The sequence below is a fragment of the Pseudomonas sp. 9Ag genome, assembly GCF_902506445.1.
In the GTDB taxonomy this organism is placed as follows: Bacteria; Pseudomonadota; Gammaproteobacteria; order Pseudomonadales; family Pseudomonadaceae; genus Stutzerimonas; species Stutzerimonas stutzeri_AB.
The window spans coordinates 1540584-1566855 of record NZ_LR733836.1 but is presented as its reverse complement, the minus strand read 5'-3'; the positions used below and the strand labels follow the sequence as shown (position 1 = coordinate 1566855).

23 protein-coding genes are annotated in these 26272 nt (G+C 59.7%); 10 read left to right on the top strand and 13 right to left on the bottom strand.

Translation table 11 applies throughout. The annotated features are described in order from the left end of the window. Positions 1 to 5 precede the first annotated feature (5 nt). The 5 genes from ALTERO38_RS06960 to ALTERO38_RS06940 form a co-directional block, all read right to left on the bottom strand. On the bottom strand, positions 6 to 2642 hold the full coding sequence (locus ALTERO38_RS06960; RefSeq protein WP_159967781.1) for an EAL domain-containing protein: 2637 nt from the start codon (positions 2640 to 2642) through the stop codon (positions 6 to 8). Positions 2643 to 2855: 213 nt separating this feature from the next. Further along, positions 2856 to 3302 (bottom strand): PAS domain-containing protein, encoded by a 447-nt coding sequence (locus ALTERO38_RS06955; RefSeq protein WP_102835160.1) that lies wholly within the window; start codon positions 3300 to 3302, stop codon positions 2856 to 2858. Positions 3303 to 3625: 323 nt separating this feature from the next. Beyond that, complete coding sequence (gene folX / locus ALTERO38_RS06950) at positions 3626 to 4012, bottom strand: dihydroneopterin triphosphate 2'-epimerase (RefSeq protein WP_159967780.1); 387 nt, start codon at positions 4010 to 4012, stop codon at positions 3626 to 3628. Continuing rightward, positions 4012 to 4569 carry a GTP cyclohydrolase I FolE gene (gene folE / locus ALTERO38_RS06945; RefSeq protein ID WP_148924327.1) on the bottom strand — a complete coding sequence of 186 codons (558 nt, stop codon included), beginning with the start codon at positions 4567 to 4569 and terminating at the stop codon, positions 4012 to 4014. The genes folX and folE overlap by 1 nt, the downstream gene beginning before the upstream one ends. Before the next feature lie 285 nt (positions 4570 to 4854). Then, positions 4855 to 5253 (bottom strand): thiol-disulfide oxidoreductase DCC family protein, encoded by a 399-nt coding sequence (locus tag ALTERO38_RS06940; protein WP_159967779.1) that lies wholly within the window; start codon positions 5251 to 5253, stop codon positions 4855 to 4857. Positions 5254 to 5347: 94 nt separating this feature from the next. Here ALTERO38_RS06940 and ALTERO38_RS06935 point away from each other — a divergent pair, with 94 nt between their 5' ends. The 5 genes from ALTERO38_RS06935 (at position 5348) to nahK (ending at position 14354) form a co-directional block, all read left to right on the top strand. Continuing rightward, positions 5348 to 6304 (top strand): MerR family transcriptional regulator, encoded by a 957-nt coding sequence (locus ALTERO38_RS06935; RefSeq protein WP_148924325.1) that lies wholly within the window; start codon positions 5348 to 5350, stop codon positions 6302 to 6304. A gap of 104 nt (positions 6305 to 6408) precedes the next feature. Then, complete coding sequence (pqqF, locus tag ALTERO38_RS06930) at positions 6409 to 8940, top strand: pyrroloquinoline quinone biosynthesis protein PqqF (protein WP_159967778.1); 2532 nt, start codon at positions 6409 to 6411, stop codon at positions 8938 to 8940. Positions 8941 to 9218: 278 nt separating this feature from the next. After that, on the top strand, positions 9219 to 10406 hold the full coding sequence (locus ALTERO38_RS06925) for a porin (RefSeq protein WP_159967777.1): 1188 nt from the start codon (positions 9219 to 9221) through the stop codon (positions 10404 to 10406). A 188-nt stretch (positions 10407 to 10594) separates the two neighbouring features. Further along, complete coding sequence (nosP, locus tag ALTERO38_RS06920) at positions 10595 to 11788, top strand: nitric oxide-sensing protein NosP (RefSeq protein ID WP_372239357.1); 1194 nt, start codon at positions 10595 to 10597, stop codon at positions 11786 to 11788. Then, complete coding sequence (gene nahK / locus ALTERO38_RS06915; protein ID WP_159967775.1) at positions 11706 to 14354, top strand: hybrid sensor histidine kinase/response regulator NahK/ErcS'; 2649 nt, start codon at positions 11706 to 11708, stop codon at positions 14352 to 14354. Before nosP ends, nahK begins: the two co-directional genes overlap by 83 nt. Before the next feature lie 171 nt (positions 14355 to 14525). Here the strand turns inward: nahK and ALTERO38_RS06910 are convergent, their stop codons facing one another. The 6 genes from ALTERO38_RS06910 to ALTERO38_RS06885 form a co-directional block, all read right to left on the bottom strand. Beyond that, on the bottom strand, positions 14526 to 15191 hold the full coding sequence (locus tag ALTERO38_RS06910) for a response regulator transcription factor (RefSeq protein WP_102835168.1): 666 nt from the start codon (positions 15189 to 15191) through the stop codon (positions 14526 to 14528). Between the two features lie 331 nt (positions 15192 to 15522). Beyond that, positions 15523 to 16314: an ABC transporter permease gene (locus tag ALTERO38_RS06905; protein ID WP_159967774.1), complete on the bottom strand. Its 792-nt coding sequence runs from the start codon at positions 16312 to 16314 to the stop codon at positions 15523 to 15525. A gap of 55 nt (positions 16315 to 16369) precedes the next feature. Beyond that, positions 16370 to 17098 carry an ABC transporter ATP-binding protein gene (locus tag ALTERO38_RS06900; protein WP_159967773.1) on the bottom strand — a complete coding sequence of 243 codons (729 nt, stop codon included), beginning with the start codon at positions 17096 to 17098 and terminating at the stop codon, positions 16370 to 16372. Then, entirely contained in the window at positions 17095 to 18066 is a 972-nt protein-coding gene (locus tag ALTERO38_RS06895) for a YVTN family beta-propeller repeat protein (protein WP_159967772.1), read from the bottom strand. Before ALTERO38_RS06895 ends, ALTERO38_RS06900 begins: the two co-directional genes overlap by 4 nt. A gap of 43 nt (positions 18067 to 18109) precedes the next feature. Beyond that, positions 18110 to 18589 carry a tetratricopeptide repeat protein gene (locus ALTERO38_RS06890; protein WP_159967771.1) on the bottom strand — a complete coding sequence of 160 codons (480 nt, stop codon included), beginning with the start codon at positions 18587 to 18589 and terminating at the stop codon, positions 18110 to 18112. Continuing rightward, positions 18586 to 19779: an ABC transporter substrate-binding protein gene (locus ALTERO38_RS06885; protein WP_159967770.1), complete on the bottom strand. Its 1194-nt coding sequence runs from the start codon at positions 19777 to 19779 to the stop codon at positions 18586 to 18588. Before ALTERO38_RS06885 ends, ALTERO38_RS06890 begins: the two co-directional genes overlap by 4 nt. Positions 19780 to 19931: 152 nt before the next feature. Between ALTERO38_RS06885 and ALTERO38_RS06880 the strand changes: the two genes are divergently transcribed. The 4 genes from ALTERO38_RS06880 (at position 19932) to ALTERO38_RS06865 (ending at position 22841) form a co-directional block, all read left to right on the top strand. After that, positions 19932 to 20369 (top strand): copper-binding protein, encoded by a 438-nt coding sequence (locus ALTERO38_RS06880; RefSeq protein WP_019339031.1) that lies wholly within the window; start codon positions 19932 to 19934, stop codon positions 20367 to 20369. A gap of 36 nt (positions 20370 to 20405) precedes the next feature. Continuing rightward, positions 20406 to 21689, top strand: coding sequence for a sensor histidine kinase (locus ALTERO38_RS06875; RefSeq protein WP_159967769.1), 1284 nt, complete (start codon positions 20406 to 20408; stop codon positions 21687 to 21689). Further along, a complete protein-coding gene (locus ALTERO38_RS06870; protein ID WP_019339033.1) occupies positions 21670 to 22323 on the top strand; it encodes a response regulator transcription factor in 654 nt (217 codons plus the stop codon). The genes ALTERO38_RS06875 and ALTERO38_RS06870 overlap by 20 nt, the downstream gene beginning before the upstream one ends. A gap of 200 nt (positions 22324 to 22523) precedes the next feature. Then, positions 22524 to 22841, top strand: coding sequence for an EthD family reductase (locus tag ALTERO38_RS06865; protein ID WP_102835175.1), 318 nt, complete (start codon positions 22524 to 22526; stop codon positions 22839 to 22841). Here ALTERO38_RS06865 and ALTERO38_RS06860 read toward each other — a convergent pair. After that, complete coding sequence (locus ALTERO38_RS06860) at positions 22816 to 24501, bottom strand: diguanylate cyclase (RefSeq protein ID WP_159967768.1); 1686 nt, start codon at positions 24499 to 24501, stop codon at positions 22816 to 22818. The genes ALTERO38_RS06865 and ALTERO38_RS06860 overlap by 26 nt on opposite strands. Before the next feature lie 213 nt (positions 24502 to 24714). On the opposite strand from ALTERO38_RS06860, the gene ALTERO38_RS06855 reads away from it, so the two are divergent. Further along, the gene (locus tag ALTERO38_RS06855; RefSeq protein WP_159967767.1) at positions 24715 to 25710 is read left to right on the top strand and encodes a potassium channel family protein; all 996 of its coding nucleotides are present in this window, start codon (positions 24715 to 24717) and stop codon (positions 25708 to 25710) included. Positions 25711 to 25726: 16 nt separating this feature from the next. On the opposite strand, the gene ALTERO38_RS06850 is transcribed toward ALTERO38_RS06855, so the two are convergent. Continuing rightward, on the bottom strand, positions 25727 to 26266 hold the full coding sequence (locus tag ALTERO38_RS06850; RefSeq protein ID WP_148924313.1) for a DUF421 domain-containing protein: 540 nt from the start codon (positions 26264 to 26266) through the stop codon (positions 25727 to 25729). Between the last annotated feature and the right edge of the window lie 6 nt (positions 26267 to 26272).

Sequence of the window (26272 nt, the reverse complement as noted above, 5' to 3'; positions counted from 1 at the left end):
GACCCTCACGCCACGGGTTCGAGCTCCAGCGCTTCGAACGCTTCTAGCGGCACGGGACGGCTGAACAGATAACCCTGGAACATGTCGCAACCATTGGCGACCAACAGTGATCGCTGCTCTTCCGTCTCGACCCCTTCGGCGATCACTTCCAGATTGAGCCCGGAGGCAAGCGCGCAGGTGGCACGGATGATGGTCTGGCTGCTGACATCATCGACCAGCTGACGAACGAACGACTGGTCGATTTTCAGTTGGTCGAGCGGCAACCGCTGCAAGTAGGCCATGGACGAATAACCTGTGCCGAAGTCGTCGATCGAGAACCGAATGCCGTGCTGCTTCAGCGTCCTCATTCGAACTACCGCTTCTTCCATATCATCGAGCAACAGGGATTCGGTAATTTCAAGCTTGAGCAGTCGCGGATTGGCACCGGTGCGTTCGAGCAACGCGAGCACACGATCAACGAAGTCGGCCTGATAGAGCAGACTTGCACTCAAGTTGACGGCAAGCGTCAGTGTCGCCCAGCGCGGCTGTTTGGCCCAAGCGGCGAGCTGTTCGCAGGCCTGGGTGAGCACCACGAAATCCAATGTCTCGATCAGCCCGGCCCTTTCGGCCGGCCCGATGAAGTGGAAAGGGCTGAGCAAGCCGCGTTGCGGATGCTGCCAGCGAACCAGAACTTCAGCACCGACGATCCCACGATGGCGTTCAATTTGGGGCTGGAAATGAATCACAAACTCGCCCGCTGTCAGGCCGCGGCGGATTTCGTCTTCCAAGCGCAGGCGTTCTTGTACAGCCTGCTGCATGCGCGGGTCGAAGAAGCGCAGGGCGTTCTTGCCGGCCTGTTTGGCTTCGTACATCGACATGTCGGCGCGCTTCATCAGCTCTTCTGCGTCCCCGTCATTGCTGTTCAGCAAAACCACACCAATGCTGGCGCTACTGTGCAGCAACAGGGCGCCCAGTCGGTAAGGCTGACCCAATGCCGACAGAATCCTTTCGCCTATCTGCTCGGCCTGGGCTGCTGCGTATTCCGCCTTGGCATCCAGATCTTCGAGCATGACCACGAATTCGTCGCCGCCGAGGCGGGCAACGGTGTTGATGCCACGGACCTCACCGCTCAGGCGTTCGGCCACCATGCAGAGCAATTGGTCGCCGGCCTGGTGGCCATGAAGATCATTGATGTTTTTGAAGTTATCCAGATCGATGAACATCAGCGCGCCGTAATGCTGGCTGCGTACAGTGGCTGCCAGGGCCTGCTTGAGGCGATCGAGCAACAGGCGACGGTTGGGCAGGCCGCTCAGGGGGTCGTAAAAAGCGAGGTTATGAATGCGTTCTTCGGCTTGCTTGCGTTCGGTTATGTCGGTGAAGGCCGCCACGTAGTTGGACACAGCGCCCTGAGCGTCGAGCACGGTGCTGATCGACAGCCACTCGGGGTATACCTCGCCAGTCTTGCGGCGGTTCCAGATCTCGCCCTGCCACGCCCCTGTCTGCTGGATACTGCGCCACATGGTCAGGTAGAAATCGGGCGCGTGGCGACCGGAGGCGAGCAGGCGCGTGTCTTGTCCGATGGCCTCGTCTGCGCTGTAGCCGCTGATCTCGGTGAATGCCTGGTTAACCTGCAGAATGCGGTTCTTGGCGTCGGTGATGATCATGCCCTGCTGGGATTCGAAGGCGATTGCGGCGATGCGACGCTCCTGTTCGGCTTTGGCACGCTCGCTGATGTCACGGCTCAAACACACCACGGCTGGCTTGTACGGTTGCGCCAGTGGCAGGCGCTGGGCGCGTACTTCGAATATCTTCAAGCCGTTTGCGGTCTGGATAGAATATTCAAGCAGGCCGGGTGTGCCGCTTGAAAGTGTGTCACGAATCAGTTCGCGGAAGCGTTCTGCCTGGATGGGAGGGAGCACATCATCCACAGTCTTACCGATCAGGTTTGGGCTGCCTCCTTGAAGCAGCGACGAGTCGTTGGCGATCACCTCCAGGTAGCGACCGTCCTCATCAAGCACCAACAGCACGTCGGGGATCGCCTGAGTGATCGCCCTCAAACGTGCCTCACTGAGATGCATCGCACGTTCGATCTGGTCGCGTCTGAGCAGATCGGCCAATAGCAGACCTAATAGCATTACCGCTGTTGGCAGCACCAGCAACATGGGCACCGCAACCTGCTCGAGTGTAGGTGCGACAAGTTGAGCCGGTAACAACAACAGTGAGGCTACGACACCGCCATGCAGGACCAGGCCAAAGATCAGCAATTGCCAGCTGCCGACGGCGATCTGGCCGCGGCGATGGAAGTGACGGTAGGCAAGTCCCAGGGCGATGGGTAGCAGTACGTTGATCAACCCGACCCAGACGCCTACGCCACCCACCCACAGCCGATACGCGCCGGCAACCAGACCCGCGATACCCGCGGCGATCGGGCCTCCAAACAAGGCCGCCATGCTCAGCACAACAGTGCGCGCATCGAAGATGACACCGTCCTGGACGGATATGGGCATCAGCATGCCAACGATGCAGGCTCCGCCGAACCAGATGCCGGCCGTGCATTGCGCCCATAGCTGGTGGCTCTGGCCCCAATGACGCGCGGTAACCGATAGCAGCCAGCAAAGCGCAAGCAGCACCGTTGCGTTTTCAACGAAAGCGTAGGAAGTCAAAGAAGCGGACCTGAATTCAGCCGCCGTCCAAGTTGGCGGGAATGTAATGGCAGATGGCAATTATTCGTGTTTTCCCAGCAGTCTGCATCAATAAATGCACTTTCTGGTCACAAGTGTTGCCGCGACTTCAGGCTGAAGCGCCTACCAGCCTTATCGGCAGCCCTGATGAAGGCTGAAGTGCCACGGAGCACAGGCCGACATGCGGCACACTGGTTAGCTTTGGAGGGCCGCAAGCTGCTCCCGGAGTTGCTGGACTTCGGCTTCAAGCTCACGGACTCGTTGCTTGGCTTCGACTTCCGGGGTGACGTCCTTCTGGATACCGATGTAATAGGTGAGCTGATCACCCTCGTTAAACACAGGTGTAATGGACAGTTCGTTCCAGAAGGCACTGCCGTCCTTACGGTAGTTACGAATAATCTGGCGGCAGGGAGTGTTGCTTCGAACTGCTTCACGAATCGCTGCAAGACCCGGCTGGTCACGGTCGTCCGCCTGCAGGAAACGGCAGTCCTGGTAGAGGATGTCGTCGACCTCATAGCCCGTGAGGCGCTGAAACGCAGGATTAGCGTAGATCAGAATATTGTCGTCGCCTTCCTGCTCGGCTACCACGATCCCGTCGTTGGAGGCTTCGATTACCAGTTGCAGCAGTTTGGCATTGATCATCAGGGTGTCTCTTGTGCGTTTTTCGGCATTCTAGAACAACTACCTGAAGGCTGGCACAAGGCTTTTTGTAGCGAGGCGGTTCTGCCGGTTGGCAAGTCGGTTGACGCCTCAACGGTGGCTGCGAAAGCGCTCAGTCGTTGCGCTCCCGCAGTGCCTGGTAAACGGCTGGGTTATTGGTTGCGAAGTTGCGGTCGCCATAGGCCGAGAGCCTCGGCACGGCCCCGGCAGATCTATAGGGGCTGGCGCAGAGCAGATGCTCCGGTACCGGCGGTAGAAAGTGCGGCCGAGCGATGGATAGCCCGTCAGCTGACGAGGGGAGTGGTTCAGGCGAGGCGTTGCCCGCCGCTGGCAGCGAGCGTAATGGAAACCGATTCGGCAAACCGCAGCGCATGTGGCTTGTCGACCTCGACCTCGGCGTACTCAACGCTGGGCAGGCGCATAACCAGGTCCAAGATTTCCTGTGTCATGCGCTCCAGCAGGCTGAACCGATTGTGCTCGACGTGGGAGATGACCGCTTTGGTCAGCGTCCGGTAGTTCAATGCAGTGTCTATGTCGTTATCGCGAACCGCATCGACGGCCTTGTAGAGCACCGTCAGGTTGATCAGCACGTCCTGCTTGTTGAGGATTTCATCCTCATTGATGCCGATGTAGGTGCGCAGACGTAAATCCTTGACGCGGATGCGGGCCATGCCGGATTCCAGACGAGGCATTAGCGATTCCCCCCAATTAGCTGCAGGAATTCCATTCGGGTGGTGCAGGACTCCCGGAAGGCACCCAACATCACCGACGTGTTCATCAGCGAGTTCTGCTTCTCGACCCCGCGCATCATCATGCACATGTGCTTGGCTTCGATGACCACCGCAACACCTGCTGCGCGAGTCACCTCCTGAATCGCCTCGGCGATCTGGCGGGTGAGGTTCTCTTGAATCTGCAAACGGCGCGCATACATGTCGACGATTCGTGCAATCTTGGACAGACCGAGCACCTTGCCGGTCGGGATGTAAGCAACGTGTGCTTTGCCAATGAAGGGCAGCATGTGGTGTTCGCAGAGAGAATAGAGCTCGATGTCACGGACGATGACCATTTCGTCGCTATCCGAGGCAAATAGGGCGCCGTTGACCACTTCCTCGAGGCTCTTGCCGTACCCATTGCACAAGTACTGCATGGCCTTGGCGGCGCGCTTCGGGGTGTCGAGCAAGCCTTCGCGCTGCGGGTCTTCACCGACCCCCAGAAGTATTTGGTGAAAATGGCCGGGTAGTTCGTTCATGGGTGATCCTCTGGGAAGCCATCCGTAGGCAAACCCTACGTGTTTGGGTCGTGGCGAAGGCGTCAATGGCGAGCAGCCTGTACAGCCTCGCTGGTGAGGCAAAGCTATACCAAATAATTTATCTGTACAATAAAATTACAACAGCCTGGCGCCATGAGATCAGAGCCTGAACCGCTGAACTGGCTTTATCTCCCGCGTCTTGTAGCGTTTTCTGAGCAGTTGAGCTGAACAATGCAGCACGCATGAGCATCTGTGCCTGTAGAGGTTTTTCTGGGCGGCAAGGTGTCAAAAAGGATCGCAACGGTCGGTACAACGGCTGCTGCCTTCGGGATGGGGTAGCCAGCCAAGATGAGGTCGCGCCAGGCTGAACAGCCAATAGGCGAGCAGGAGCAGGGGTCGTAACGGACGCCAACCCAGAGGCGCGGCCCATTTGCCAAGGCCTGCCGCGCGCCAGCTCCAGTAGGTCGCGTCAAGACCTGTAAGCCAGTGCCCATCGGCGCTGCGCGCGTGAAGCTTGCCGCGGAGCTGGTCAAGCGATCGCTCCTCGCTAACGAAACCAGGCGAACTGATGTCCACCAGTCGCAGGCGCTCCTGTGTGGCATGACGCCGCAACCAAATGACTTCGCGGGCACAGAGCGGGCAGGCACCGTCGACATAGAGCGTAAGCGGTAGCTTAGGATACATTGCACAATCCTGTACTTGTATAACTTCTGTACAGCCTATGCCTGCAGGCCCTGAGTTACAATGCGCCCATTCCTTTGCATGAGCTGTGCGCGTCATGACCGAATTTGCCCGTGCCTCTTCGCTGCTTTCTTCTTCATCCCTTAAGCAGGAAGAGTTGTTCCCGATCCGAGAGGTTTCACGCCTGACGGGTGTCAACCCGGTCACCTTGCGTGCCTGGGAACGACGCTATGGCTTGATCCAACCGACTCGCACCGAAAGCGGTCATCGCCTTTATTCGATGGCTGATGTCGAGGCGGTGCGCAGCATCGTGGCTTGGACGGAACGTGGCGTGGCAGTGAGCAAGGTGGGCAGCATTCTGTCACGCAGCGCTGCAACCCGAGCGGCGGTGCCGCCTGAACAGCAGGAGGCCGTCGCCGGCGAGTGGGGTGAATGGCAGGCTCAGGTGCAGCGGGCAGTGAGCAGTTTCGATGAGAGCCGCCTCGATCAAGTGTATGGACAGGTCTTCTCGACGTATCCACTACCCGTGGTATTTCAGGACGTGCTGTTGCCTTTGTGGCAACAGTTGCTGGTGCGCCAGGATGAGTTCGGTCAAACCAGCGAGTGGCTCTTCCTCGACAACTTCCTGCGTGCTCGCGTGTTGCAGCGGCTGCAACTTGCCCGAGCCCAGGCGCAAGATCGCGTGCTTTTGGCGGCTGTCCCTGGTCAATGCCGCGAACTGGAATTACTGATTGCCGGCCTGTTGCTTTCCAGCGACGAGGTCGCCGCCAGCGTATTGGCCATCGGCCAGCCATTGGATGAGCTGACTCTGATCTGCGAAAAAGTCCGCCCGCGCGCATTGGTGTTGTACTCCAACGTTCCGCCCAATGCAGCTTTGCTAAAGCAACTGGCCAAGCTTGCGCTGAGCCTCGACTGCCCCTTGGCTATGGCGGGCGAAGCGGCCGAGTTTTCTCAGGAAGGGCTGCGCGGATCGCCGATCGCCTGTCTGGGCAATGCCGGCAAACTGATGCAGCGCCGTCTGCTGCAGTTTCTCGATGGGCATCTGGACACCTGACGACCGCGGGCCTTGCCGAGCCTGATCAGGGTTTGATGCCTAGGCAGCATTGTGTCAAGCGAACCTCGGCGCGATCCTCCAACTCTCAGCCGGAACACTTGCCAATGCATTCGTCAGCCGATCCCGCCCAGCGACCACCGCAAAAAACCCTTACCCATGGTTTACGCGTGCGCCTGTTGCCGTTGGTTGGCAACTCGAAGGCGGCAGCACTGGTGCGAGTGCACGCCGGCTCTCATGACGCGCCGAGTGCCTATCCGGGATTGGCGCACTTTCTTGAGCACCTGCTGTTTCTCGGCAGTCACAACTACTCTGCAGCAGAAGGTCTGATGCCCTTCGTCCAACGGTGCGGAGGGCAGCTGAACGCCTCGACCCGAGAACGGCATACCGACTTCTTTTTTCAACTACCGGCCAGTCAGTTCGAAGAAGGTTTGCACCGTCTCCTGGATATGCTCGCCCATCCGCTGCTCGACCGCGGAGCGCAGCTGCGCGAACGCGAGGTGTTGCAGGCTGAGTATCTGGCGCGTGCGCAGGATGCCGAAACGCTGTGCGATGCGGCTTTCGGGCATGCAACCGATCCAGCCCATCCGTTCGGAGGCTTTCATGCGGGCAACCGCAGCACGCTGCCGATAGAGGACGCTGCCTTTCAGCAGGCGCTGCTTGGCTATCACCGGCGCTTCTATCACACCGGCCAGATCGAGTTACTGCTGGCCGGGCCTCAGGATGAGGACACGTTGCAGCATCTCGCCGAGCGGATGGACGCTGAACTTGCTAGCCATTCGTTCGTGCCACATGAGGCTCGCCCATTGCGCTGGAACGCCAACGCCTGGTTTCGCTTGCAACTCAGCAATGCCCAGCCACGCCTGCACCTGGCGTTTGTGCTTGATCAGTTGACGGAGCATGCCGGGCCTGCGCTGGATTATCTGTCTGTCTGGCTCGCCTCCGAAGCGCCAGGAGGTCTCTCTCAACGGCTGCGAGAAGCCGGACTGTGCCAGTCGGTAAAGCTGCGCACCCCATACTGGTATGCAGGGCAGGGCGTTGCGGTCATCGAGCTGTTGCTGACAGAGCGGGGGTTGGACGCTCGCGCCGCTGTCGTCGCTGCGGTGCTCGACTGGATAGGTTTCTTCTCGGATGACGCGCGTTGGCAGGCATACCGCGAGGAATACCAACTGATCCGTGAGCGAGGCCTGCAAAACGCGGAGCCTCTGGCACGGCTACGTTACTGGGTGGATCCGCAGGCATGGGGCCTCGATAGCGATGAAGCCGAGATTCGCCTGGCGCTGCGGTCGCTTACGGCGCAGATGCTAGGGGCCCCGCCACTGGTCCTAACCACCGACAAGAGCGACTGTCCGCCCATCGAAACCTGCGGTTTTCCGCTGCGCTTGAAAACGGAGCCGCCGCAGCAGACGGTCCCGGCTGACTGGCGCTGGCAACAACCCGCTGCGAATCCCTGGTTGAAGCCCAACATCGTTCGCCATGAGGCGGGTGCTATCACGCCTGCACTTCGTTGGCAGGGTCCGGAAGACATGAGCGGGCAGGGCGCCCTGTTTCTGCTCTGGCGTTGGGTGCGAGGCCAATCTTCCACAGCTTTGTGGCACACCGTGGTGCATGCCCTGCAGCCAGCTGTATGGGCTGCGCAGCAAGCGGGTGTAACGCTGCGCTTCGAGGATTTCGGGAGTGCCTGGTGTCTCAGGTTGGAAGGTTTTGCCGACGCCATACCGGCAATTCTCACTGACATTATTCCAGTGCTTGGCGCGCCGCCAGCCGCAGCGTTCGCCGAGGGCGTTGCACTGGCCGAGCGCGATGCTGCGCTCGGCAACGATGAGATGCTGATTCGCCAGTTACTTAAACATCTGCCTCGACTGCTGACGGACTCTGCTGCGGTTGACGGCCAGGCTGCGGACATCGGCCCTGGCTCACTGTCTCGGCTGTGGCAATCAGCTCAGTGGCATGGTCTGGCCATCGGCTTCGCGCCGTCCCTGGGTGGACCGCTGGCCGACGCCATCAAAGCATTGCCTGGAACGCCTGCGGTAATATCCCCTGATCGACGTACGCCCGCAGCTTTGAAACGTTGGTACGACGTCCGCGGCGTCAGCGCGATGGCCGAAACCGGATTCCTGTTGTTCTGCCCGTTGCCGGACCGCACCGCCAAGTGCGAGGCGTCCAGGCGGCTGTTAGCGCGAGTGATCGAAGCCGACTTCTTCCGGCGGTTAAGAAGCGAGTTGCAACTGGGCTACGCTATCTTCAGCCGCTTCTGTCAGTTCGGTGAGCATGTTGGAATACTTTTCGCGGTGCAGTCACCGAGGGCGTCGGCCAAGGAAATCCTCGTGCATGTCGTGAAGTTTCTCGACGACAGCGCGGTGAAACTGGCCGACCAAGCAGACATTGAGGTCGAGCGAGCTGCACGCCAGGCCGGTGACCAGCACGTAGCCAGCAGAGCAGACTTTCGCGCCCAAGCCGAACAGGCATGGCAGTGCCTGCAGGCTGGACATAAACTCGATCGACCTGCCGAAGTTGCCGCCGAAATGCGCATGCTTCAGCGACAGGATCTGATGGCAGCCCTGGATGCACTGCGCCGGGATGACGCCAGCTGGATAGCGGTGGCCAACGCGCCGGCCCCAGACTTGAGCTGGCGCTGACCTCAACAGCTCCTAAAAACACGCTCCGTTGGAACTGCCTGACCGCGCATATGCGTGTCCGGAGCTGCCGCCTTGCGTCTGCTGCTCTACTTAAGCGCAACGGCGTAAGACCTAAGCGCTACTCCGAACGGAACGGCAGGCAGGGCCTTAACGCCTGATTCGTTAAGCGTGGCGAAAGTAGTAGCCAGTCGCCGCCATTGGAGCGTATGGCCCTCCGGTTGTGCTTTCGATAATCCGCCTCGACACGACTGCCTGTCGTCACATCAGCGGAGAGCGCCATGCACAACAAGAAGAAAGCGGTTACCACACTATTGCCTTTGGCTCTGGCCAGCGCGATTGGCATGACCCTAAGCCAGTCGGCAGTTGCCGAAATCATGCTTTACGACAAAGACGACACCACCTTTACCGTAGACGGCTACTTCAACACCTTCTACGTCAGCAGCGATGTCGATCGCGCTGGGGAGCAATTCGACCGGGATCAGTCCCGCGTGAAGATGGGCTTCCTGCCCAATTACATCGGCTTCAACTTCGGCAAGCAGCTCGACGACCTCAAGGTCGGCGGCCGCTCTTCCTTCTGGGTCACGATCAACGACAGTGACACCAACGGCACCGAGACCGGCATCGACGTTCGTCAGTTCTACGGCACGGCGTCTAACGACCAGTGGGGCGAGGTGCTTTTCGGTAAGGACTTCGGCCTGTTCGGCCGCTCCAACATTTTCCTCGACGAGATGCTGACCGGCTATGGTCAGGTTAGCGACACCCTGGGCCTGGTTGATTTCGGTGGCGTGTCCTTTGGCAACATTGGCACGGGTTACCCCTATCCGTTCCCAACCTCCCAGGTCACCTACCGCTCGCCGGTGATGAGCGGCCTGCGTGTGGCCGTCGGCATCATGGACCCGGTCGACACCACGAACGACGCCAGCAGCGCGCTGGACGAGGCCTACCAGGATAGCCCGCGCTTCGAAACCGAGATTACCTATCAGTTCGAAGTTGGCGGTGCTCAGATCTATTCCTGGGTCAACGGCATGCAGCAGACCTCGAAAAACACAGACAGCACCATCGACGAAGTTGATTCTCAAGGCATCGGCTACGGCGTACAGGCCAAGATGGCCGGCTTCTCCGTGACCGCCTCAGGCTTCCAGGCCGAGGGCATCAACCCCTTCTACACCAACAACGCAGGCGAAGCGCAGCTGCGCGACGTGGACAGCGATGGCTATCTGCTGCAAGGCTCCTACACCTTTGGCAAGAACCGCATCGCGCTGTCATCCGGCAAGACCAAGGATGACGGCAATGGTCTGGGAACGGCGGCCGATTACGAAACCCGTGGCATCGCCTATTTCCGCACCATCAATGACAACCTGAAGCTGGTGGCGGAAGTGAACCAGTTCGAATTGACCGGTCGAGATACCAGTGCCATTGATGAAGAAACCCGCACCTACGCCATTGGTGCCACGCTGAGCTTCTAACTCCAGCCGGCGACAATCAGACGGATGCCTTTCGGGGCATCCGTTTTTTTGTTTGGGGCGCCCCCCGCTGCCGCAGCAACAGGCGCCGTGGTGTTTCGTCGCTTTGCTACCTTGGCAGGCCGCAGCCGGTACTGAAGTAGCATGTTCGTACCCTATGCCCTGACCAAGAATGCGGTCATACGATATCGATGTATGGGGTGGGGTGCGTGGTCGAGCAAGAATCCTTAGCAGTGCGCACAGCAATGTCTGAAGCGCGGGACGCCGAAACGGTGGCCCAGGACCTGGCACGCCAGCTGATTCATCCGCATCTCGGCTTTGTCCTGTTCTTTTGTTCTGCAGAGTACGATCTGCCGGCACTGGGTGATGCGCTGCACCAGTACTTCGGTGGCGTGCGCATGGTCGGCTGTACGTCGGCTGGTGAGATCACCTCGCAGGGCTATGGGCGCAGCTGCGTGACCGCGGTTGGCTTTGATCACCGCAACTTCTCCATCGCCTGCGAGCTGATCGATGAGATGGACCGTTTCAGCCTCACCGATGCTCAGCAACTGGTAGAGCGGCTGGGCAGCGATTGCCGCAGCAACTCGCTGGCGCCGATCAAGGATCACAGCTTTGCACTGACCCTGTTGGACGGGCTGTCCAGCCGCGAAGAAATCGTGCTCTCCGCACTCAGCGCTGCCTTTGGCAGCATTCCGCATTTCGGCGGCTCCGCCGGCGACGACAATCACCTGGCCGACACGCACGTTTACTACGACGGCAAGTTCCACAGTGGGGCAGCGGCGGTCGTACTGATCAACACCTGGCTGGATTTCGAGGTGTTCACCACACATCACATGCTGCCGCGCACAGACAAGCTGGTGGTGACACGCGTGGACAGCCATGCGCGTCGTGTCTATGAACTGAACGCTGAGCCCGCCGCCGAAGAATACGCACGGCTTATCGGTGTCGAGGTCAGCGATCTCGATCACCGCCTGTTCGCTGCGCATCCGCTGGCGGTGCGTATCAACGAGCATTACTACGTACGTTCGATTCAGAAGGTCAACGATGATCTCAGCCTGACGTTTTATTGCGCGGTTGAGAACGGCATCGTGCTGACCGCGATGCATCCGGGGCCGCTGATGCCCAACCTCGAAGCTGTGTTCGAGCGTCTCGAACAGCGTCTCGGCCCGCCGTTGCTGACCATCGGCTGCGACTGTTTTCTGCGACGGCTGGAGATCGACGGCAATGGCTCCAGCGACGACATCTCGGCGTTCCTTCGACGCCAGCAGGTGATCGGTTTCAACACCTACGGAGAGCAGTTCAATGGCATGCATATCAACCAGACCTTCACCGGCGTCGCCATCGGCCGGCCAGGTGGACGGGCTGGAGAAAGAGGTGCCCGTTGAGCAACTCGACCGGCAGGCCGAGCTCGAGCGCGAAAACCATAAGCTGCGGCGCATCAACGCGGCGCTGATCGAGCGAATCGAGTCCAGCAGCACCGGGCGCGACGCGTCTTACGCCGCCTTCCAGCATTCGGTAGAGCTGGCCGAGCAGGTGCGCGAACGCACCGATGCGCTGAACCAGGCGATGGCCGAACTGAAAGCCAGCAACCGCCTGCTCAGCGACGCCCGCCTGCGTGCCGAAACTGCGCATCAGCATCTGGTCGATGCCATCGAGAGCATTTCCGATGCCTTCGTGCTGTTCGACAAGGACCAGCGCATCGTTCTGTTCAACAAGCGCTTCAAGGCGCTCTGGAGCCGAACCCGAGCGCGCATCAACAGCGGCACTCGGCTCTCGGAGCTCAAGCGGTTGGCTGAAAGCAGCGGGCTGATCGCCGAAGAACACCGGGGCAAGGCCAACGAACCGACGGTTTACCGTTTGCAAAACGGACGCTGGGTGCAGCTCAGCGAGCGGCCCACCCGCGAGGGTGGTCTGGTGATGCTTTACACCGACATCACCGAGGTAAAAATCAGCGAAACCATGCGCCGCGAGCAGGCCTTGGCGCAGAAGTCCCGCTTGTTGCAGCGCGCCGTAGACAACCTTTCCCAAGGCGTGGCCATGGTCAGCGCCGATGGTGGCCTGGAGCTGTGGAACGGTCGCTTTCTTGAGCTCTGCGGCTTGGCGCCCATCGAGGCGCATCGACCATTCGACGAGGTGATGGCCGACAGTGAGCTGAAACTGCTGACGCCCAACACGCTTGACGCCGAAGGCCAGCCCCTGAAGGAGCTGGAACAGCACCTGTTCGACGGGCGGACGCTTGAAGTTCGGACACATCCGTTGCCCACAGGCGGCTTCGTCAACACCTTCACCGATATCACCGAACGTTACCGCCATGCCGAAGCGCTGCGCGAGAGCGAGCGCTGGATCCGCCTGATCACCGACCACGTGCCCGCGCTCATCGCCTATGTGTCTGCCGACCTGACCTACGAATTCACCAACAAGGTCTACGAGGAATGGTATCGCTGGCCCAGCGAAGGCATGCTCGGCCAGTCGCTGCGGGACATCCACAGCGGCGAACACTGGCAGCAGCTCGAGCCCTATATTGATCGAGCCTTGTGCGGCGAAAGCGTCAGCTTCGAGATGGCCGAGCACAATCACTCTGGGCAGCAGCGTTACATGCTGCGCTCTTATGTGCCGAACCGGCAGGCCAGCGGCGAGGTGGTTGGCATTTTTGTGCTGATTCAGGACATCACGGATCGCCGGCGCACGGCCGAAGCACTGCACCAGGCCTATCAGAACCTCGAACAGCGTGTCCGTGAGCGCACGGCAGAACTCACCAGCCTCAACGACCAGCTGCTATGCGAAATCGACGAGCGCGCTCACGCCGAGGCGCGGTTGCGTGAAGCCAAGCGCGAGGCGGAACTGGCCAACCTGTCGAAGACCAAGTTTCTCGCCGCGGTGAGCCACGACTTGCTGCAACCCTTGAACGCTGCTCGGCTGTTCACCAGCGCACTGCTGGAGCAACCTTCAGCACCGAGTGGCGGACTGATCCGCAACATCAGCAATTCTCTGGAAGACGTGGAAAACCTGCTGGGTACGCTGGTCGACATTTCCAAGCTCGATGCAGGCGTGATCAAGCCCGATATTGCCCCGTTTGCCGTCAGTGAACTGCTGGAGACCCTGGCTGCGGAGTTTCGCCAGATCGCCGGCAGTGAACAGCTGCAGCTGGACTTCATTCCCTGTTCAGCATTGGTACGCAGCGACATCCAGCTATTGGCGCGCATCCTGCGCAACCTGCTGACCAATGCCATTCGCTACACGCCGCATGGCCGTGTGATGCTGGGTTGCCGTCGCCGGCGGCAGAGCTTGTCAATCGAGGTGTGGGACACGGGAATCGGCATCCACGAGGACAAGCTCGAGGAGGTCTTCCACGAGTTCAAACGCGGCGAAGGCGTGAGGCCTCAGCAGGATCGTGGGCTTGGATTGGGTCTGGCGATTGTCGAGAAGATCGCGCGTATTCTCGGCCACCGGATTCAAGTCAGTTCGGTGCCTGGGCGCGGCTCCAAATTCGCCATTGAAGTGCCCCTGGCCAAGCGGGCGCCGAAAGCCAGCGTAGAGCCGTCAGCTACCGACCAGTTGCTCGAACGGCTCAAGGGCGCGCGCGTCTGGGTTCTGGATAACGACACCGCGATCTGTGCCGGCATGCGCACATTGCTGGAAGGCTGGGGCTGTCACGTTGTAACGGCGCTCTCGGAACAGGACCTGGCCGGGCAGGTCGACAACTTCCACGCCGATGCCGACCTGATCATCGCCGACTACCACCTGGACAACGGCTGCAACGGCGTCGACGTAGTCGAGACGGTCAATGCCCGGCGTGCCAGCCCGCTACCGGCGCTGATGATCACCGCCAATTACAGCAATGAACTGAAACAACAGGTGCGTGAGCTGGGGCACATGCTGATGCACAAGCCGGTGCGTCCGATGAAATTGAAGACTGCCATGTGCCACATGATGGAACAGGGGCATTCTTAGAACCGCCAGGCTCGCTCTACAATTGCTCGGCGTCGCTGACGTCTATGGTCAATCTGTAGGAGCGAGCTTGCTCGCGATCAGCTGTAACTCAGGAGCCCCGGATATCACCAGCAAACTGGCTCCTACAGGGCTTGTCGCTGGGGCGTACCTGGCCGCGTTGGTAATTGCCGATCAGCGGCGCAGATATGCCGTGAAGTCGATGTCGCCCGCCGAGAGGATAGCTTGCACACGGTTGTGCACGTTGAGCTTGCGCAGGATGGCCGAGACATGGGCCTTGACCGTGGTCTCGGCGATGTCGAGGTTGTAGGCGATCTGCTTGTTGGACTCACCCTTGGTCATGCGTTCCAGCACCAGCAGCTGCTTGCGGGTCAGCGCCTGTAGCAGCTCGGGCGGGATGCTCTGTTCGTTGTGCTGGGAGCGGCGGGTGGTCGCCTTCTGGCTGCGGATGATGTCCGAAGGGAGGTAAACATTGCCGTTGAGGATCTGCTCGATGGCTTCGGTCATCTGCGCGCGTGGCGATGATTTGGTGATGAAGCCGCACGCGCCATAGGTGATCGCCTGTAGCACGATCTGCTTGTCCTGCTCGGCAGAGACGATCACCACGGGAATGGTCGGTGCCTCGTTGCGCATATTGATCAGCCCGTTAAGGCCGTGCATTCCGGGCATGTTCAGGTCGAGCAGCACCAGATCGAGGTCGTCGTTTTCCAGAGTCATCGACAGCGCGCTGTCGAGGTCGGCAGTTTCGAGGATCTCGCTGCCTGGGAAGCCGTCCTGGATGACGTTATGGATGGCTTCACGAAAAAGCGGGTGGTCGTCAGCGATCAGTATCTTGTACATGGCCGGTCACCTCATTGTTGTGATTATGGTGGGGTAGATCGGAAGAAGACCTTCGTTGTGCGCGGCTTCGATCGACCAATGGCAGCCTGTGTGCGGCGCCTATTTGATCAGGTTCTGTTCACCGACAAGCTTGCCCAGTCCTGCGAAAGAAAACCATGGGGAAACAGTCGTGGGTTTGGACGCAATAGCGTCTGGATTTGCTACAAAGCCTGGTGGGCTCTGGCATGTCCTGTTTTCCAGTACTTCAGTCGGCCACATTACAGGGCAAAGTGCCGCAGTTTGAAATCCTACAATCGACAGTAAAACCAGCACCAAAGTAGTAGTGAACTGCTCAGGTAGACCGTCGTAGCGCAGCGTGCTGCGGATTGAAGCTGAGCACTGCAAGCAGACTGAACAACAGCGTCAGGCCGAAGCAAACCGCCAGCGCCAGCGGATTGAGACGTTCATACAGCGCATAGCGAACCAACTCCACGGCGTAGGTAAAGGGATTGAACGAGCAGATCCAGAACAGCCACTCACTGGCTTCGCGCATTTTCCACAGCGGATAGAGCGCCGATGACAGGAAAAACATCGGGAAGATGACGAAATTCATCACCCCGGCAAAGTTTTCCAGCTGCCTGATGCCGTTGGATAACAGCAATCCCAGGGCACTGAGCAGCAACGCTACCAGCAACAGCGCTGGCAGAGCCGTCAGCAGGCCTGTCGCAGGCGGCTGTACGCCATACAACCAGGCGATGAAAAGAAACGCATAGACCTGCAGCAGCGAGATCAGCGCAGTTGCCAGCAGCTTGCTCGCCAGCAGGAAGCTGCGCGGCAGAGGGCTGGTCAGCAGTACGCGCATGCTGCCCATCTCGCGGTCGTACACCATGGAGAGCGAGCCCTGCATGCCGTTGAACAGCAGGATCATGCAGGCCAGGCCCGGCACGATCCAGGTTTCGTAGGTGATATAGGTCTCGTAGGGTTCGATGATGGCGATGCCCAGGGCGGCGCGAAATCCGGCAGCGAACACCACCAGCCAGAGCAGCGGTCGCACCAGGGCGCTGAAGAACCGCGAGCGCTGCTGCACGAAGCGCAGCCACTCGCGAAACACGATGGCTCGCAGGCATTCCCAATAGGGCGTCATGGCGAGGATTCCTGAGTTGGACATGGCCTGGGGCGTATGGCATGGCTGGAGCGCATCACGCTGGCACCGCGTTACGCGTGAGCCGGGCAAAGGTCTGCTGGAGACTGCCATCTGCGGCAGCCAGCGTATCGGCTCGACCCTGCGCGACCAGGTTTCCGCGGTTGAGGATGATCAGCTCGTCACTTGCCTGCACCTCGTCCAGCAGGTGAGTGGTCCAGAGCACACTCATGCCTTGCTCATCGCAAAGGGATCTCACGTGATCGTTGAGGTTCTGGCGGCTGGCGGGATCGAGCCCCGCACTGGCTTCATCGAGCAGCAGCAGGCTCGGCTTGTGGAGCAGGGCACGGGCAATTTCCACCCTTCGGCGATGACCGCCATTGAGTTCTCGCACCTTGCTTTTGCGGCGCTCGCCCAGTTGCTGACGATCCAGCTCCACTTCGATCCGGTCATTGGCAACCTTGCGCGGCATGCCATGCAGGGCGGCGTGATAGCGCAGGTTCTGCTCGACGCTGAGATCCAGGTCCAGCGTGCTTTGTTGGAAGACCACCCCAAGCCGCCGCAAGGCTTCGCGCGGCTGGCTGCGCAGACTGAAGCCGGCAACCTGGATGTCGCCCTGCTGCAAGTCGTAGAGGCGCGTCAGCAGCGCGATAAGCGTCGATTTTCCGGCTCCGTTAGGGCCGAGCAGGGCGGTGAAGCCGCCCGCTGCCGTGTTGAAACTCACGTCGCGCAACGCCTGACGTTCCCCATAGGCAAAGCTGACGCCCTCAACCCGCAAGGCCGTCATGGTGCGACCACCACTCCCCAGGGATAGCGGCCAACCTTGATCGACTTGATCACCTTGAGCGAGTCCACGTCGATCACCGAAACATCACCGCTGACACCATTGGTGGCCAGCAGTCGGCTCTCATCGATGTTGAATGCCATGTGCCAGACCCGACGCCCCACCAGCAGGTAGTCGAGTACCTCGTAGGTCTTCGCATCCACAACGGCTATGTGGTTGGCCGGGCCGAGCGCGACGAAGGCGTATTTGCCGTCCGAGCTGAGTTTGATGCCGACTGGCTGGACCTTGTCGGGATGCACGCCCTTGATCTTGAAGTTCAGGGTCTTGATGATCTCCCGCTTCTCAACGTCAACGACGCTGACCGTCCCGCCGATTTCCGACGAGGCCCAGAGCAGCGTGCTGTCCTTGTTGAATTCCACGTGGCGCGGGCGCTGGTCGACGAGGGTGTTGTCCACCAATTGGTTGGTACTGGTGTCGATCCAGTGCAGCATATTGGTGGTTTCGCTAGTGTTCACCGCCCACTTGCCGTCCGGGCTGACGCCCATGCCTTCAGGCTCGACGCCGACATCGATCTGTGCGAGCACCTCTTCGTTGTCGACGTCGACCACCGTCACCAGCGCATCGTCCTCGTTGGAGATGTACAGCCACTTGTTGTTCGGGTGCAGCGCGAACTGTTCGGGGTCAGCGCCGGACGGCAGCTGTTTGATGATCTTCCGGGTCGCCAGGTCCATGACCTGAACCGTGTCCGAGTCGCTGGCGCAGATGTAGAGCAGCTTGTTGTCGCGCGACAGCGTCAACCCGCGTGGACGCTGGCCAACGTCAAGCGTTTCGACCGTTTCCAGGGTATCCAGATCGATCACGCTGACGGTGTCGTCCTTCTCATTGGACACATAGGCGGTGGCGGCGAGGGCGGATGCGCTGGCGCAAGCCAGTGCACAGGAAACAGCAGCAGCAAGGAGTGTTCGGGTCATTGGAATATTCTCTTGTTGTGGTGTGAACCGCTCAGCGGGCGAATTAATTTGGCGACTGTTCCATGCGCAGCAGGTATTCGTCCGCTTCGGTCTGCCCGCCTTCGGATGCCCGGCGCAGCCACATGCGCGCGGCCTTCCGGTCTTTTTTTACGCCGCGCCCTTCGGCTAATGCGGTACCCCAGTGGTAGCGAGCCAGACTTACATAGCTAGCCTCATCTGGCTGATTAGCGCCGAGCTCTATGAGCGCAGCGGCTTTGTCCATATCTACCGGAACGCCCGAGCCAGATTCATACATCTGAGCCAGCCAGATCATCGAATACACGTCGTTCCAGCGCGCGATGCAGTCTTCGAATATCTGCTTGGCAGCTCCAAAGTTTCCGGTCTTGGCAGTGACGTAGCCGTACATGCATTTGATTCGCTTCGGGCTGTCAATGTAGGCGTCATACCCCAGCTCGCTGGCGCTCGCGGTTTGTGCCAAGCCGGCAAGAAGCAGACCGGAGACGCAGCGAGATATGGCTTTCATCGGGTCGCCTCGCTCAGCCGGCACTGGCTCTCAGGCCGATCGAAGCCCAGGGTGTCCAACTCGCTGGTGGGGTGCAGGAAGCCATCCTGGGGCGAATTGCTGACCAGCCCTCGCGGATGCACCAGCGGAACTGGTTGCCGCAGCTGGCCGTTCCAGGGCCGGAACGTCAACTTGCGGCCCTTGAACCCATCGAGCGGCAGCGACTCGCTCAGCGATATCTGGCGGATTGCCAGTGGGTCCGTGGTTCCGAGCTTGGTGATTGCAGTGGCCAGGCTGCGGACCCCGATCCAGGCGGCAAAGTCGCGGTCATTCATCCAGCGATTGGCATGGGCTTCGAAGCGCTTCTGCAGCTGCGCCGCGCCGTAGGTTTCGACCGTCTTGTGCCAGCCGGTCGGGGTCAGGCCCTGTGTGCCCACAACCGGCCGCGGCAACCAGGTGTGATAGGGCACATATTCACCGAAGTCGCCGCGCTCATCGGCAACCACGACCACGTCGTATTCGCCAGCTTGGGTGAACAGAGGCATCTCGGCTTGGGCTGTGCGCCGCTGGTCGTTATCGAACGACCAGGGTTTTTCCTCGATGATCTTGTGGCCGAAGCGTTTGGCTGCCCGCTTGAGTGCCTCGGCATAGGCCTGATCCTCTTCAGTCGGCCCGCTGATCACCAGCCAGCGATTCCAGCGGCGCACGGCGAGGAACTGCCCCAGCGCGTCGGCCAACATGCTGCGGCTTGGCAGGGTGTGCAGCACGTTACCCAGGCAACGAGACGTTCGCAGCTCATCATCGGGACTGCCGGCATTGATCAGCAGACTGTCCGGCATGGCCCCGGCCAACGTTTCCAGGCTCTGCGCGGGAGCGTTCACCACAAACAGGCGCACACCCTGATCATGCAGCTGCCGCGCTTCGTCCAGTAGCTGCTCTGGGGTTTCAGCCGTGACGCGGTCCAGGGTGTAGCTGTGCTTGAGAAAACGACCGGTGCTGTTGCTGTCGGTAATGGCCAGCTCGGCGCCGCTCAAGCCCGCGTCAACCGGCTCAGGTATCACATTCGATAGCAGCGGGCCTGGGTCTGGGCGGTAACCGAGGTAACCGATGCGCGCCGAGAGTTCTGGCCCCGCCGCGCCTGCAGTACTGACGAAAACGGCACAGCAGGCAAGGGCGATCGAGCAACCGGTACGATACAAAAGAGGGCGCATGGACGACTCCTATGGCGTTGCGGTCAGCATAGGAAGCCTATCGGCGTGGGGAAATATGCAGAAAGTACCAGCTGCTGTGTACCAAGGTAGTAAACCGGACCCTGGCAAGCGCCTCTAGCATGAAGCCATCCATAACAAAAACGAGAAGCCCCATGCCTCCATTCAAAGCGCTAACACTTCACCTCTTGCTGATCGCCAGCCTGATCGGCTTCGATCAGGTGCTTGCCGCCGGTGACCTTACCCGTCGAACACAATCGCTGCCCGATCTCAGGTTTGGCTCCGAAGAAAGCGATTACGCGGTTTCCCAGAAGGAATACCAGCTGGAAACCGGCGTCGCCTATCAACTCAAAGTCATCGCCGATGGCCAGAAAGAGTGTGCTTTTCAGGCTCCTGAGTTTTCACAGGCCATCTTCCTGCGCAAGGTCGAGGCCGGCGGTGTGGAGATCAAAGCCGTGACGCTCGTCGAACTGGAGTTCGAAGAAGCGGGCGAGGCGGAAATTTTCTTCCTGCCGATCAAGCCCGGGCGTTTCCCTTTCTATTGCAAAGGGCTGCAGAACAAGGGCATGGAAGGGAGCTTCGTGGTCAAGTAGCACAGCAACCTGCTGCTCTTGAAGCGGACATTGAACATGTCAGCACTCTGGCGTATCAGCCTACTGGTCTCGCTGTTTTTTAGCCTGGTTGCGGCTGTCTGCTTGGCCGTACTGTTGCGTCAGGCGAGCCAAGATGTAAGCCGTGAACTGGCTGCGGCGGGTGCCGTGCTTAGCTATCTCGGCGATATAGCGGAACGCGATCCCGCTGCACTCCAACCTGAGCTGACGCGTCATTTGCGCCATGTGCAGGTTCGCTGGTTGGGCCCGGGCGTTCCGAGCCGTGAGATCCGCCCACAGCGAAGCACCTTGCTCGAGACCCTGTTGTATCCCGCCGAGTTGCCCGCGCCCCTGACAGTCCAGATGCCTGAAGGTCGGACCTTGCAATTGAGCGTAGACCCACAAGACGAAATTGAGGAGGTAGAGGACTCTCTGGTACAGCTATTGGTATGGTTTGGCAGTGCGTTATTGCTGAGCCTGCTGACGATCCGGTGGGCTGTCCGGCCGGCGCTCGGCGTGCTGAACGAATTGCTTGCAGCCTTTGGCCAAGTTTCCCAAGGCCGCCTCGATACGCGTCTGCCGAGCCACTCCCTGCTGGAGGCAGAGCAGCTCTCCGGGCATTTCAACCGCATGGTCAGCGCCTTGGAGTACACCCGGCGGGAAAACGATGACCTGACGCGCTCGTTGCTGGAGCTGCAGGAGCGGGAGCGCACACAGCTTGCTCAGGCGCTGCATGACGACCTTGGACAATACCTGGCCGGTATCCGCGCCCAGGCCTGCCTGCTACAGGCGATAAAAGACCAGCCGCAGCTGGTCAGCACAACGGCACGCACTCTGGATGATCACTGTGAACAGTTGCAGGACGGTTTTCGCAGGCTGACGCGCGAGCTCTATCCCGTGATGCTCGACCATTTGGAGTTGCCTGAAGCAATACAGTTGCTGGCCGAGCAGTGGCAAAGCGCGCAAGGGATCGAGCTGCGCGTGCGGATCGACCGGCGCATTCCTTGTCTTCCGCTGAGCAAGAAAGAACAGCTGTACCGGTTGCTGCAGGAATCGCTCACAAACGTGGCCAAGCATGCCTGCGCCAGCTTCGTGTCCATCCGCCTGCGCATGAACGGCGGTCGACTGAGGCTGCTTGTCCGTGACAATGGCCACGGCCACGGCGCACCCGGACGGCCGGGCATTGGCCTGCGCTCGATGCATGAGCGTGCGCGGGCGCTGGATGGCCGGTTGATCGCGTGCAGGCGAGTAGGTTACGGCTGGGTGGTTTATCTGGACATTCCGATCAGGGAGTCATGCTCCAATGAAGATCCTTCTCGTTGACGATCACGCTGTGGTCCGCCAAGGCTACGCTGCGCTGCTACGCGCCTTGCTACCCGAAGTTCAGGTTATTGAGGCCTGCGACGGCGAGGAGGCCCTGGCCAAAGCTCAGGAGGCTTCCCCAAGCCTGGTCATCATGGATGTGGGGCTACCCGGCATCAGCGGCGTCGAAACCACCCGGCGTCTGTTGCAGCGGCTGCCACAACTGCGCGTGCTGTTCTTTAGCATGCACGACGAATTGCCCCTGGTACGACAGGCACTGGATGCTGGGGCCGCCGGCTATATCACCAAGAGTTCGTCGCCGGATGTGTTGCTGGATGCGGTACGCCGAACCTTGGCTGGTTATGCCTATATCGAACAGCCGCTGGCTACTCAATTGGCACGCAACCCGGCGACCGCTAATGCGCTGGATCCACGTCTGCAAGGGATGACCCAGCGTGAATTTGAAATCTTCGTGATGCTCGCCAAGGGCACCCCAACGAGGCTGATCGCCGAACGGCTTTGCATCAGTGGCAAGACGGTTTCCAACTACCTGACGCTACTCAAGAGCAAGCTGCAGGTCAGCTCCCATGCCGAGCTGGTTCATCTGGCCATCGATACCGGTATTCTGCGGCTGGGTGATCGTGCAGCCGGTTAGCTCGGTAGGCCGGGATATGATGACGTTGCCTTTGTCGGCGGCAGTGCGAACTGACGGTTCTTTGTGCAAAACGTTGGGCATCGCAGCTTGTCAGAAGCTGACCCTCGTGGCGTCGTGTCTGAACGTTGATACTGCACACGCAACGGTTGCAATCGAGCAAGGGTCCTGAACGCGTTACGTCCCCATATAGGCAGATAACCATGATCAAAGTCAGCGTGATGTACCCCAACACCCCCGGCGCGAGGTTCGATCACGATTACTACCGCGACAAGCACCTACCGCTTCTCAAGGCCCGCATGGGCGATGCCTGCCTTTACTACACCATTGATAAGGCGATCTGCGGACGCACTCCTGACGAACCGGCGCCGTATGTCGCGATGTGTCACATTTTCAGCGACTCGTTGGAGGCCTTCCAAGCGGGTATCGCTCCGCATGCCGAGGAGATCGTGGCTGACATTGCCAACTACACCGACCTGACGCCCGTCCGGCAGATCAGTGAGGTAGTGGTCGGGCACTGACCGCTGCGTCAATTAACTCGGGCATCGCCATGACCCGGTTCCGCCCGCTGCCCTTGGCCAGATAAAGCTGCCTGTCGGCCTGCTGCATCAGGCCGTCCAGGTCGCTTGCTTGCGATGGGCAGTGCGCTACGCCGATCGACATGGTCAGCTGCATAGGTCCTGCACGCGTTTCCAGCGGTTGAGCCGCGAATTGCCGACAGAGTCGCGTCAGCTTTGCCAAGGCTTCTGTCGGCTGCGTGCGCGGCAACATCAGCAAAAACTCCTCGCCGCCGATACGAAATGCCGCATCGGTGTTGCGCAGTTCGCCTAATAGAAATGCCGCCACGCCCTTCAAGGCATCGTCTCCCACCCCGTGGCCGTGGGTATCGTTCAGCAGCTTGAAATGGTCAAGGTCAACCATGGCCAAGGTGATAGCTGCGTTATCACGCTGCGCTCGAGCCAGTTCACGGGCAAAGAAATCATCCAGGTAACGGCGGTTGTAGAGACCCGTCAGCGGGTCGCGCAGTGCCTGATTTTGCAGGGTTTCATGCAAGTCCGAGATGGTCGCCAACTGCTGCTTGCTCAACGCCAGCGCTTCGGCCAACTGCTGCTGGCTGCGCTGAAACTCTGTGATATCGCGCAGATAGAGCATCTGGCCCAGGATCACCGGTCCTTCCCGTGTCGTGCGTGAGATTGTCTGAACACGCACCTCAAAGTGCTGTTTTCGTGCGGCAACGCTTAAAAGCTGGGGTGACTCTTCCAGCACCGTCCGTTGCGATATGCCGTCCAGCATTTCGCCTATGTAAGGCCATTGCGAAAGGGCGCGGCCATGCCAGTCCTTCTTCAGATTTGCCATGCGAAGTGCGGCTGGGTTGGCCTCGATAACACGGCGTTGCGGATCGATCACCAGCACCGGGTCGATCAATGCGTCGAGCAGCAAGTGGCGCGCCACCGGTAACAGATCGAACAGACGCAGCCCGCTGATCAACCAGCCAAAGCCGGCGATGGTTAATGCGAAGCTGAATGGCGTCGGATCAAAGCCGAACAGTGTCCAATCGAACGCCACATAACTGATATTGGCGCCCCATGGGATCGTAGTCAGCACCAGGAACACAAGATAGTGCCGTCGATGCAGGCCGCTGCTGAGGGCGGCTGCGCGCAGCGTGATACCCATGCAGAAAATCATGAAGGGGTAGCCGTAAGCTGCTGCCAGATAGAACAGCGACCCGTGCTGATAGGCAATCGGAGCGTTTGGCGCTGATGAAATTGGCGCGCTCGCGGCACCGTAAAACAGGAGATGCCAGGGATTACTCAGTGCCAACAACCAGAACGCCACTGGCATTGCCATCAAGGCCGTAATGGTGAGCGGTCTGAGGGGGCTGCGAATACTGTTGACGTATTGCCAGAGAAACACCGACCAGAACGTCGGGACGCCGAGAATGGCGGGCCAGGCCATGCCTGCCCAGAACATCTTGCAACTCTGCTGGTGGACACTCATTTCCAAGGCAGCGGCGCCGAGCCACCAGAGGATGGCCAGATGCATCAGCGTGAAAGCGGAACTGCCGGCGAATTGCGGTTGATGACGGACCCAGCGTGCCAATACCGCGACGCCCAGGCCGACTAGCAGCGTCATCAGCACCGGAGCTGAAAAACTCCAGCCTGAATTCAAACAGGCCGACATCGGGCCGTCCTCTGGCAATTCGATAGGTGTGTGGGAGCGCTAATTTGGTGGGTGAAGATACCTCAAAGCGCTGGGTCTGACATGAAAGTTTGTAGTGGCGTTGGGCCTGTCTTGCCGGGTTGGTTACTCGGTAGAGGAAACCGGCGCTGAACTAACAGCGGCTGGATTCTTCATAACTTCTGAATCCTTCAGCAATGGAGCAACACGCGCCATATGGTTTTTCTTGTTTTGGGAATTGTGCTTTTTCTGATTACAGCGATGGATATCATCAAAACCACCCTGTCGACGCGAGGCGGTGGGCTGATCACCAACGCGGTTTCCAAGATGGTATGGCACTGCTTCTTCAGCGCTGCGGGACGGCGAGGGGAGTCCAGGCTGCTGGAGTATGCCGGGCAATGCGTGCTGCTGCTGGCGCTACTCACCTGGATCGCCAGTCTATGGCTCAGCCTGTTTTTGATGCTCGCGTCGGATCCAGGCGCGGTGGTTAATGACACTACCAAGCTCATCGCGGACAGGTGGGAGACGTTTTATTACGCGGGCTTCACGTTATCGACGCTAGGTGTGGGCGATTTCTCCGCATCCGCCGATGGCTGGCGGGTACTGACCAGTGCCGCAGCCTTCTGCGGGCTGACCTTCATCACGGCTGCGATCACCTACATCGTTCCGGTGCTGTCGGCTGTCAGCCTGCAAAACCAGCTGAGTCTGCTCATCAGCAGCATGGGCCGGACGCCGCAGGAAATCCTCGTCAACAGTTGGAACGGGTCTGACTTTTCGCGCTTTTACGACAACGCCAGCGACATACGGCAGATGCTGGTTGAGCACACCCTTAATCATCACGCCTATCCGGTGATTCGTTGCTTTCATAACAAGCAGGCGGAGAAAAACGTCATACCTGCCATGGCGACCTTGCACGAGGTGTTGCAGTTGCTCGAAGGGGTCGCTGGAGAGGTGCCGCAAGATACGCTGAAGCACAAAATGCTCGTTTCAGCGTTGGACCAGCATCTCGAGATGCAACGTGCCAATTACCTCGGCCGCATAGATAGCCACGCCAAGGCCCCGGTCATGGATCTCGCGTCACTTGGAGAAGCCGGAATACCGCTTAGATCGAACCAGGACCACGTGCTCGACGCACCCGAGCGGCGCCGTTTGTTGGGCGCGTTACTGGCCGCCGACGGCTGGGGATGGCACCACGTGTACCGGAGCCGTTGACGGCCAGTGTGTTCGCCTAAAGCTCGACGTCTCTAGGACCCGGCGTCATGACACCGGATAGGCTCGAGCGCTGGCTGCCGGAACCTTGGCTGATCACGCTGAAGCTGCCATCTGTCTCCAGAACGACCGCTTCAACGTCATCGATGGAAGAAGATCCGCTGGATCGTATCGCCGAGCGAACTTCGTCTTCAGTTACCCGAGCCACCCGCATCGCACTGCTGAGCATCTGCCCTTGATACAGCAGCAGTGCTGGTTCACCGGTGACGAGCTTGCGTACCCAACCGACTCTGACGCTGGACCATGTGACCAGATACTGCAAACCGATCAGAAGCGCTAAAGCCAAGGTGCCTTCGGCGAGCGATACATCGCGGTTCAGCAAAATGGTAGCGAAGGTCGACCCCAGAGCTACTGTGACGATCAGGTCGAATGCGTTCATCTTGGAGAGCGTGCGGCGACCGGAAATACGTAGCAGCACGATCAGGTTTATATAAGCCAGGATGCCAATGACCAGGGTGCGGACCAGTGTCGACCAGCCGCTGAAAAACATGCCTTCCACATCTAT

What these genes read in the sequence shown, in the direction of transcription:
- ALTERO38_RS06955 (WP_102835160.1), bottom strand. Translation starts at nt 3,302, where the DNA reads ATGATCAATGCCAAACTGCTGCAACTGGTAATCGAAGCCTCCAACGAC.
- folX (WP_159967780.1), bottom strand. Translation starts at nt 4,012, where the DNA reads ATGCCTCGTCTGGAATCCGGCATGGCCCGCATCCGCGTCAAGGATTTA.
- folE (WP_148924327.1), bottom strand. Translation starts at nt 4,569, where the DNA reads ATGAACGAACTACCCGGCCATTTTCACCAAATACTTCTGGGGGTCGGT.
- ALTERO38_RS06940 (WP_159967779.1), bottom strand. Translation starts at nt 5,253, where the DNA reads ATGTATCCTAAGCTACCGCTTACGCTCTATGTCGACGGTGCCTGCCCG.
- ALTERO38_RS06935 (WP_148924325.1), top strand. Translation starts at nt 5,348, where the DNA reads ATGACCGAATTTGCCCGTGCCTCTTCGCTGCTTTCTTCTTCATCCCTT.
- pqqF (WP_159967778.1), top strand. Translation starts at nt 6,409, where the DNA reads ATGCATTCGTCAGCCGATCCCGCCCAGCGACCACCGCAAAAAACCCTT.
- ALTERO38_RS06925 (WP_159967777.1), top strand. Translation starts at nt 9,219, where the DNA reads ATGCACAACAAGAAGAAAGCGGTTACCACACTATTGCCTTTGGCTCTG.
- nosP (WP_372239357.1), top strand. Translation starts at nt 10,595, where the DNA reads ATGTATGGGGTGGGGTGCGTGGTCGAGCAAGAATCCTTAGCAGTGCGC.
- nahK (WP_159967775.1), top strand. Translation starts at nt 11,706, where the DNA reads ATGGCATGCATATCAACCAGACCTTCACCGGCGTCGCCATCGGCCGGC.
- ALTERO38_RS06910 (WP_102835168.1), bottom strand. Translation starts at nt 15,191, where the DNA reads ATGTACAAGATACTGATCGCTGACGACCACCCGCTTTTTCGTGAAGCC.
- ALTERO38_RS06905 (WP_159967774.1), bottom strand. Translation starts at nt 16,314, where the DNA reads ATGACGCCCTATTGGGAATGCCTGCGAGCCATCGTGTTTCGCGAGTGG.
- ALTERO38_RS06900 (WP_159967773.1), bottom strand. Translation starts at nt 17,098, where the DNA reads ATGACGGCCTTGCGGGTTGAGGGCGTCAGCTTTGCCTATGGGGAACGT.
- ALTERO38_RS06895 (WP_159967772.1), bottom strand. Translation starts at nt 18,066, where the DNA reads ATGACCCGAACACTCCTTGCTGCTGCTGTTTCCTGTGCACTGGCTTGC.
- ALTERO38_RS06890 (WP_159967771.1), bottom strand. Translation starts at nt 18,589, where the DNA reads ATGAAAGCCATATCTCGCTGCGTCTCCGGTCTGCTTCTTGCCGGCTTG.
- ALTERO38_RS06885 (WP_159967770.1), bottom strand. Translation starts at nt 19,779, where the DNA reads ATGCGCCCTCTTTTGTATCGTACCGGTTGCTCGATCGCCCTTGCCTGC.
- ALTERO38_RS06880 (WP_019339031.1), top strand. Translation starts at nt 19,932, where the DNA reads ATGCCTCCATTCAAAGCGCTAACACTTCACCTCTTGCTGATCGCCAGC.
- ALTERO38_RS06875 (WP_159967769.1), top strand. Translation starts at nt 20,406, where the DNA reads ATGTCAGCACTCTGGCGTATCAGCCTACTGGTCTCGCTGTTTTTTAGC.
- ALTERO38_RS06870 (WP_019339033.1), top strand. Translation starts at nt 21,670, where the DNA reads ATGAAGATCCTTCTCGTTGACGATCACGCTGTGGTCCGCCAAGGCTAC.
- ALTERO38_RS06865 (WP_102835175.1), top strand. Translation starts at nt 22,524, where the DNA reads ATGATCAAAGTCAGCGTGATGTACCCCAACACCCCCGGCGCGAGGTTC.
- ALTERO38_RS06860 (WP_159967768.1), bottom strand. Translation starts at nt 24,501, where the DNA reads ATGTCGGCCTGTTTGAATTCAGGCTGGAGTTTTTCAGCTCCGGTGCTG.
- ALTERO38_RS06855 (WP_159967767.1), top strand. Translation starts at nt 24,715, where the DNA reads ATGGTTTTTCTTGTTTTGGGAATTGTGCTTTTTCTGATTACAGCGATG.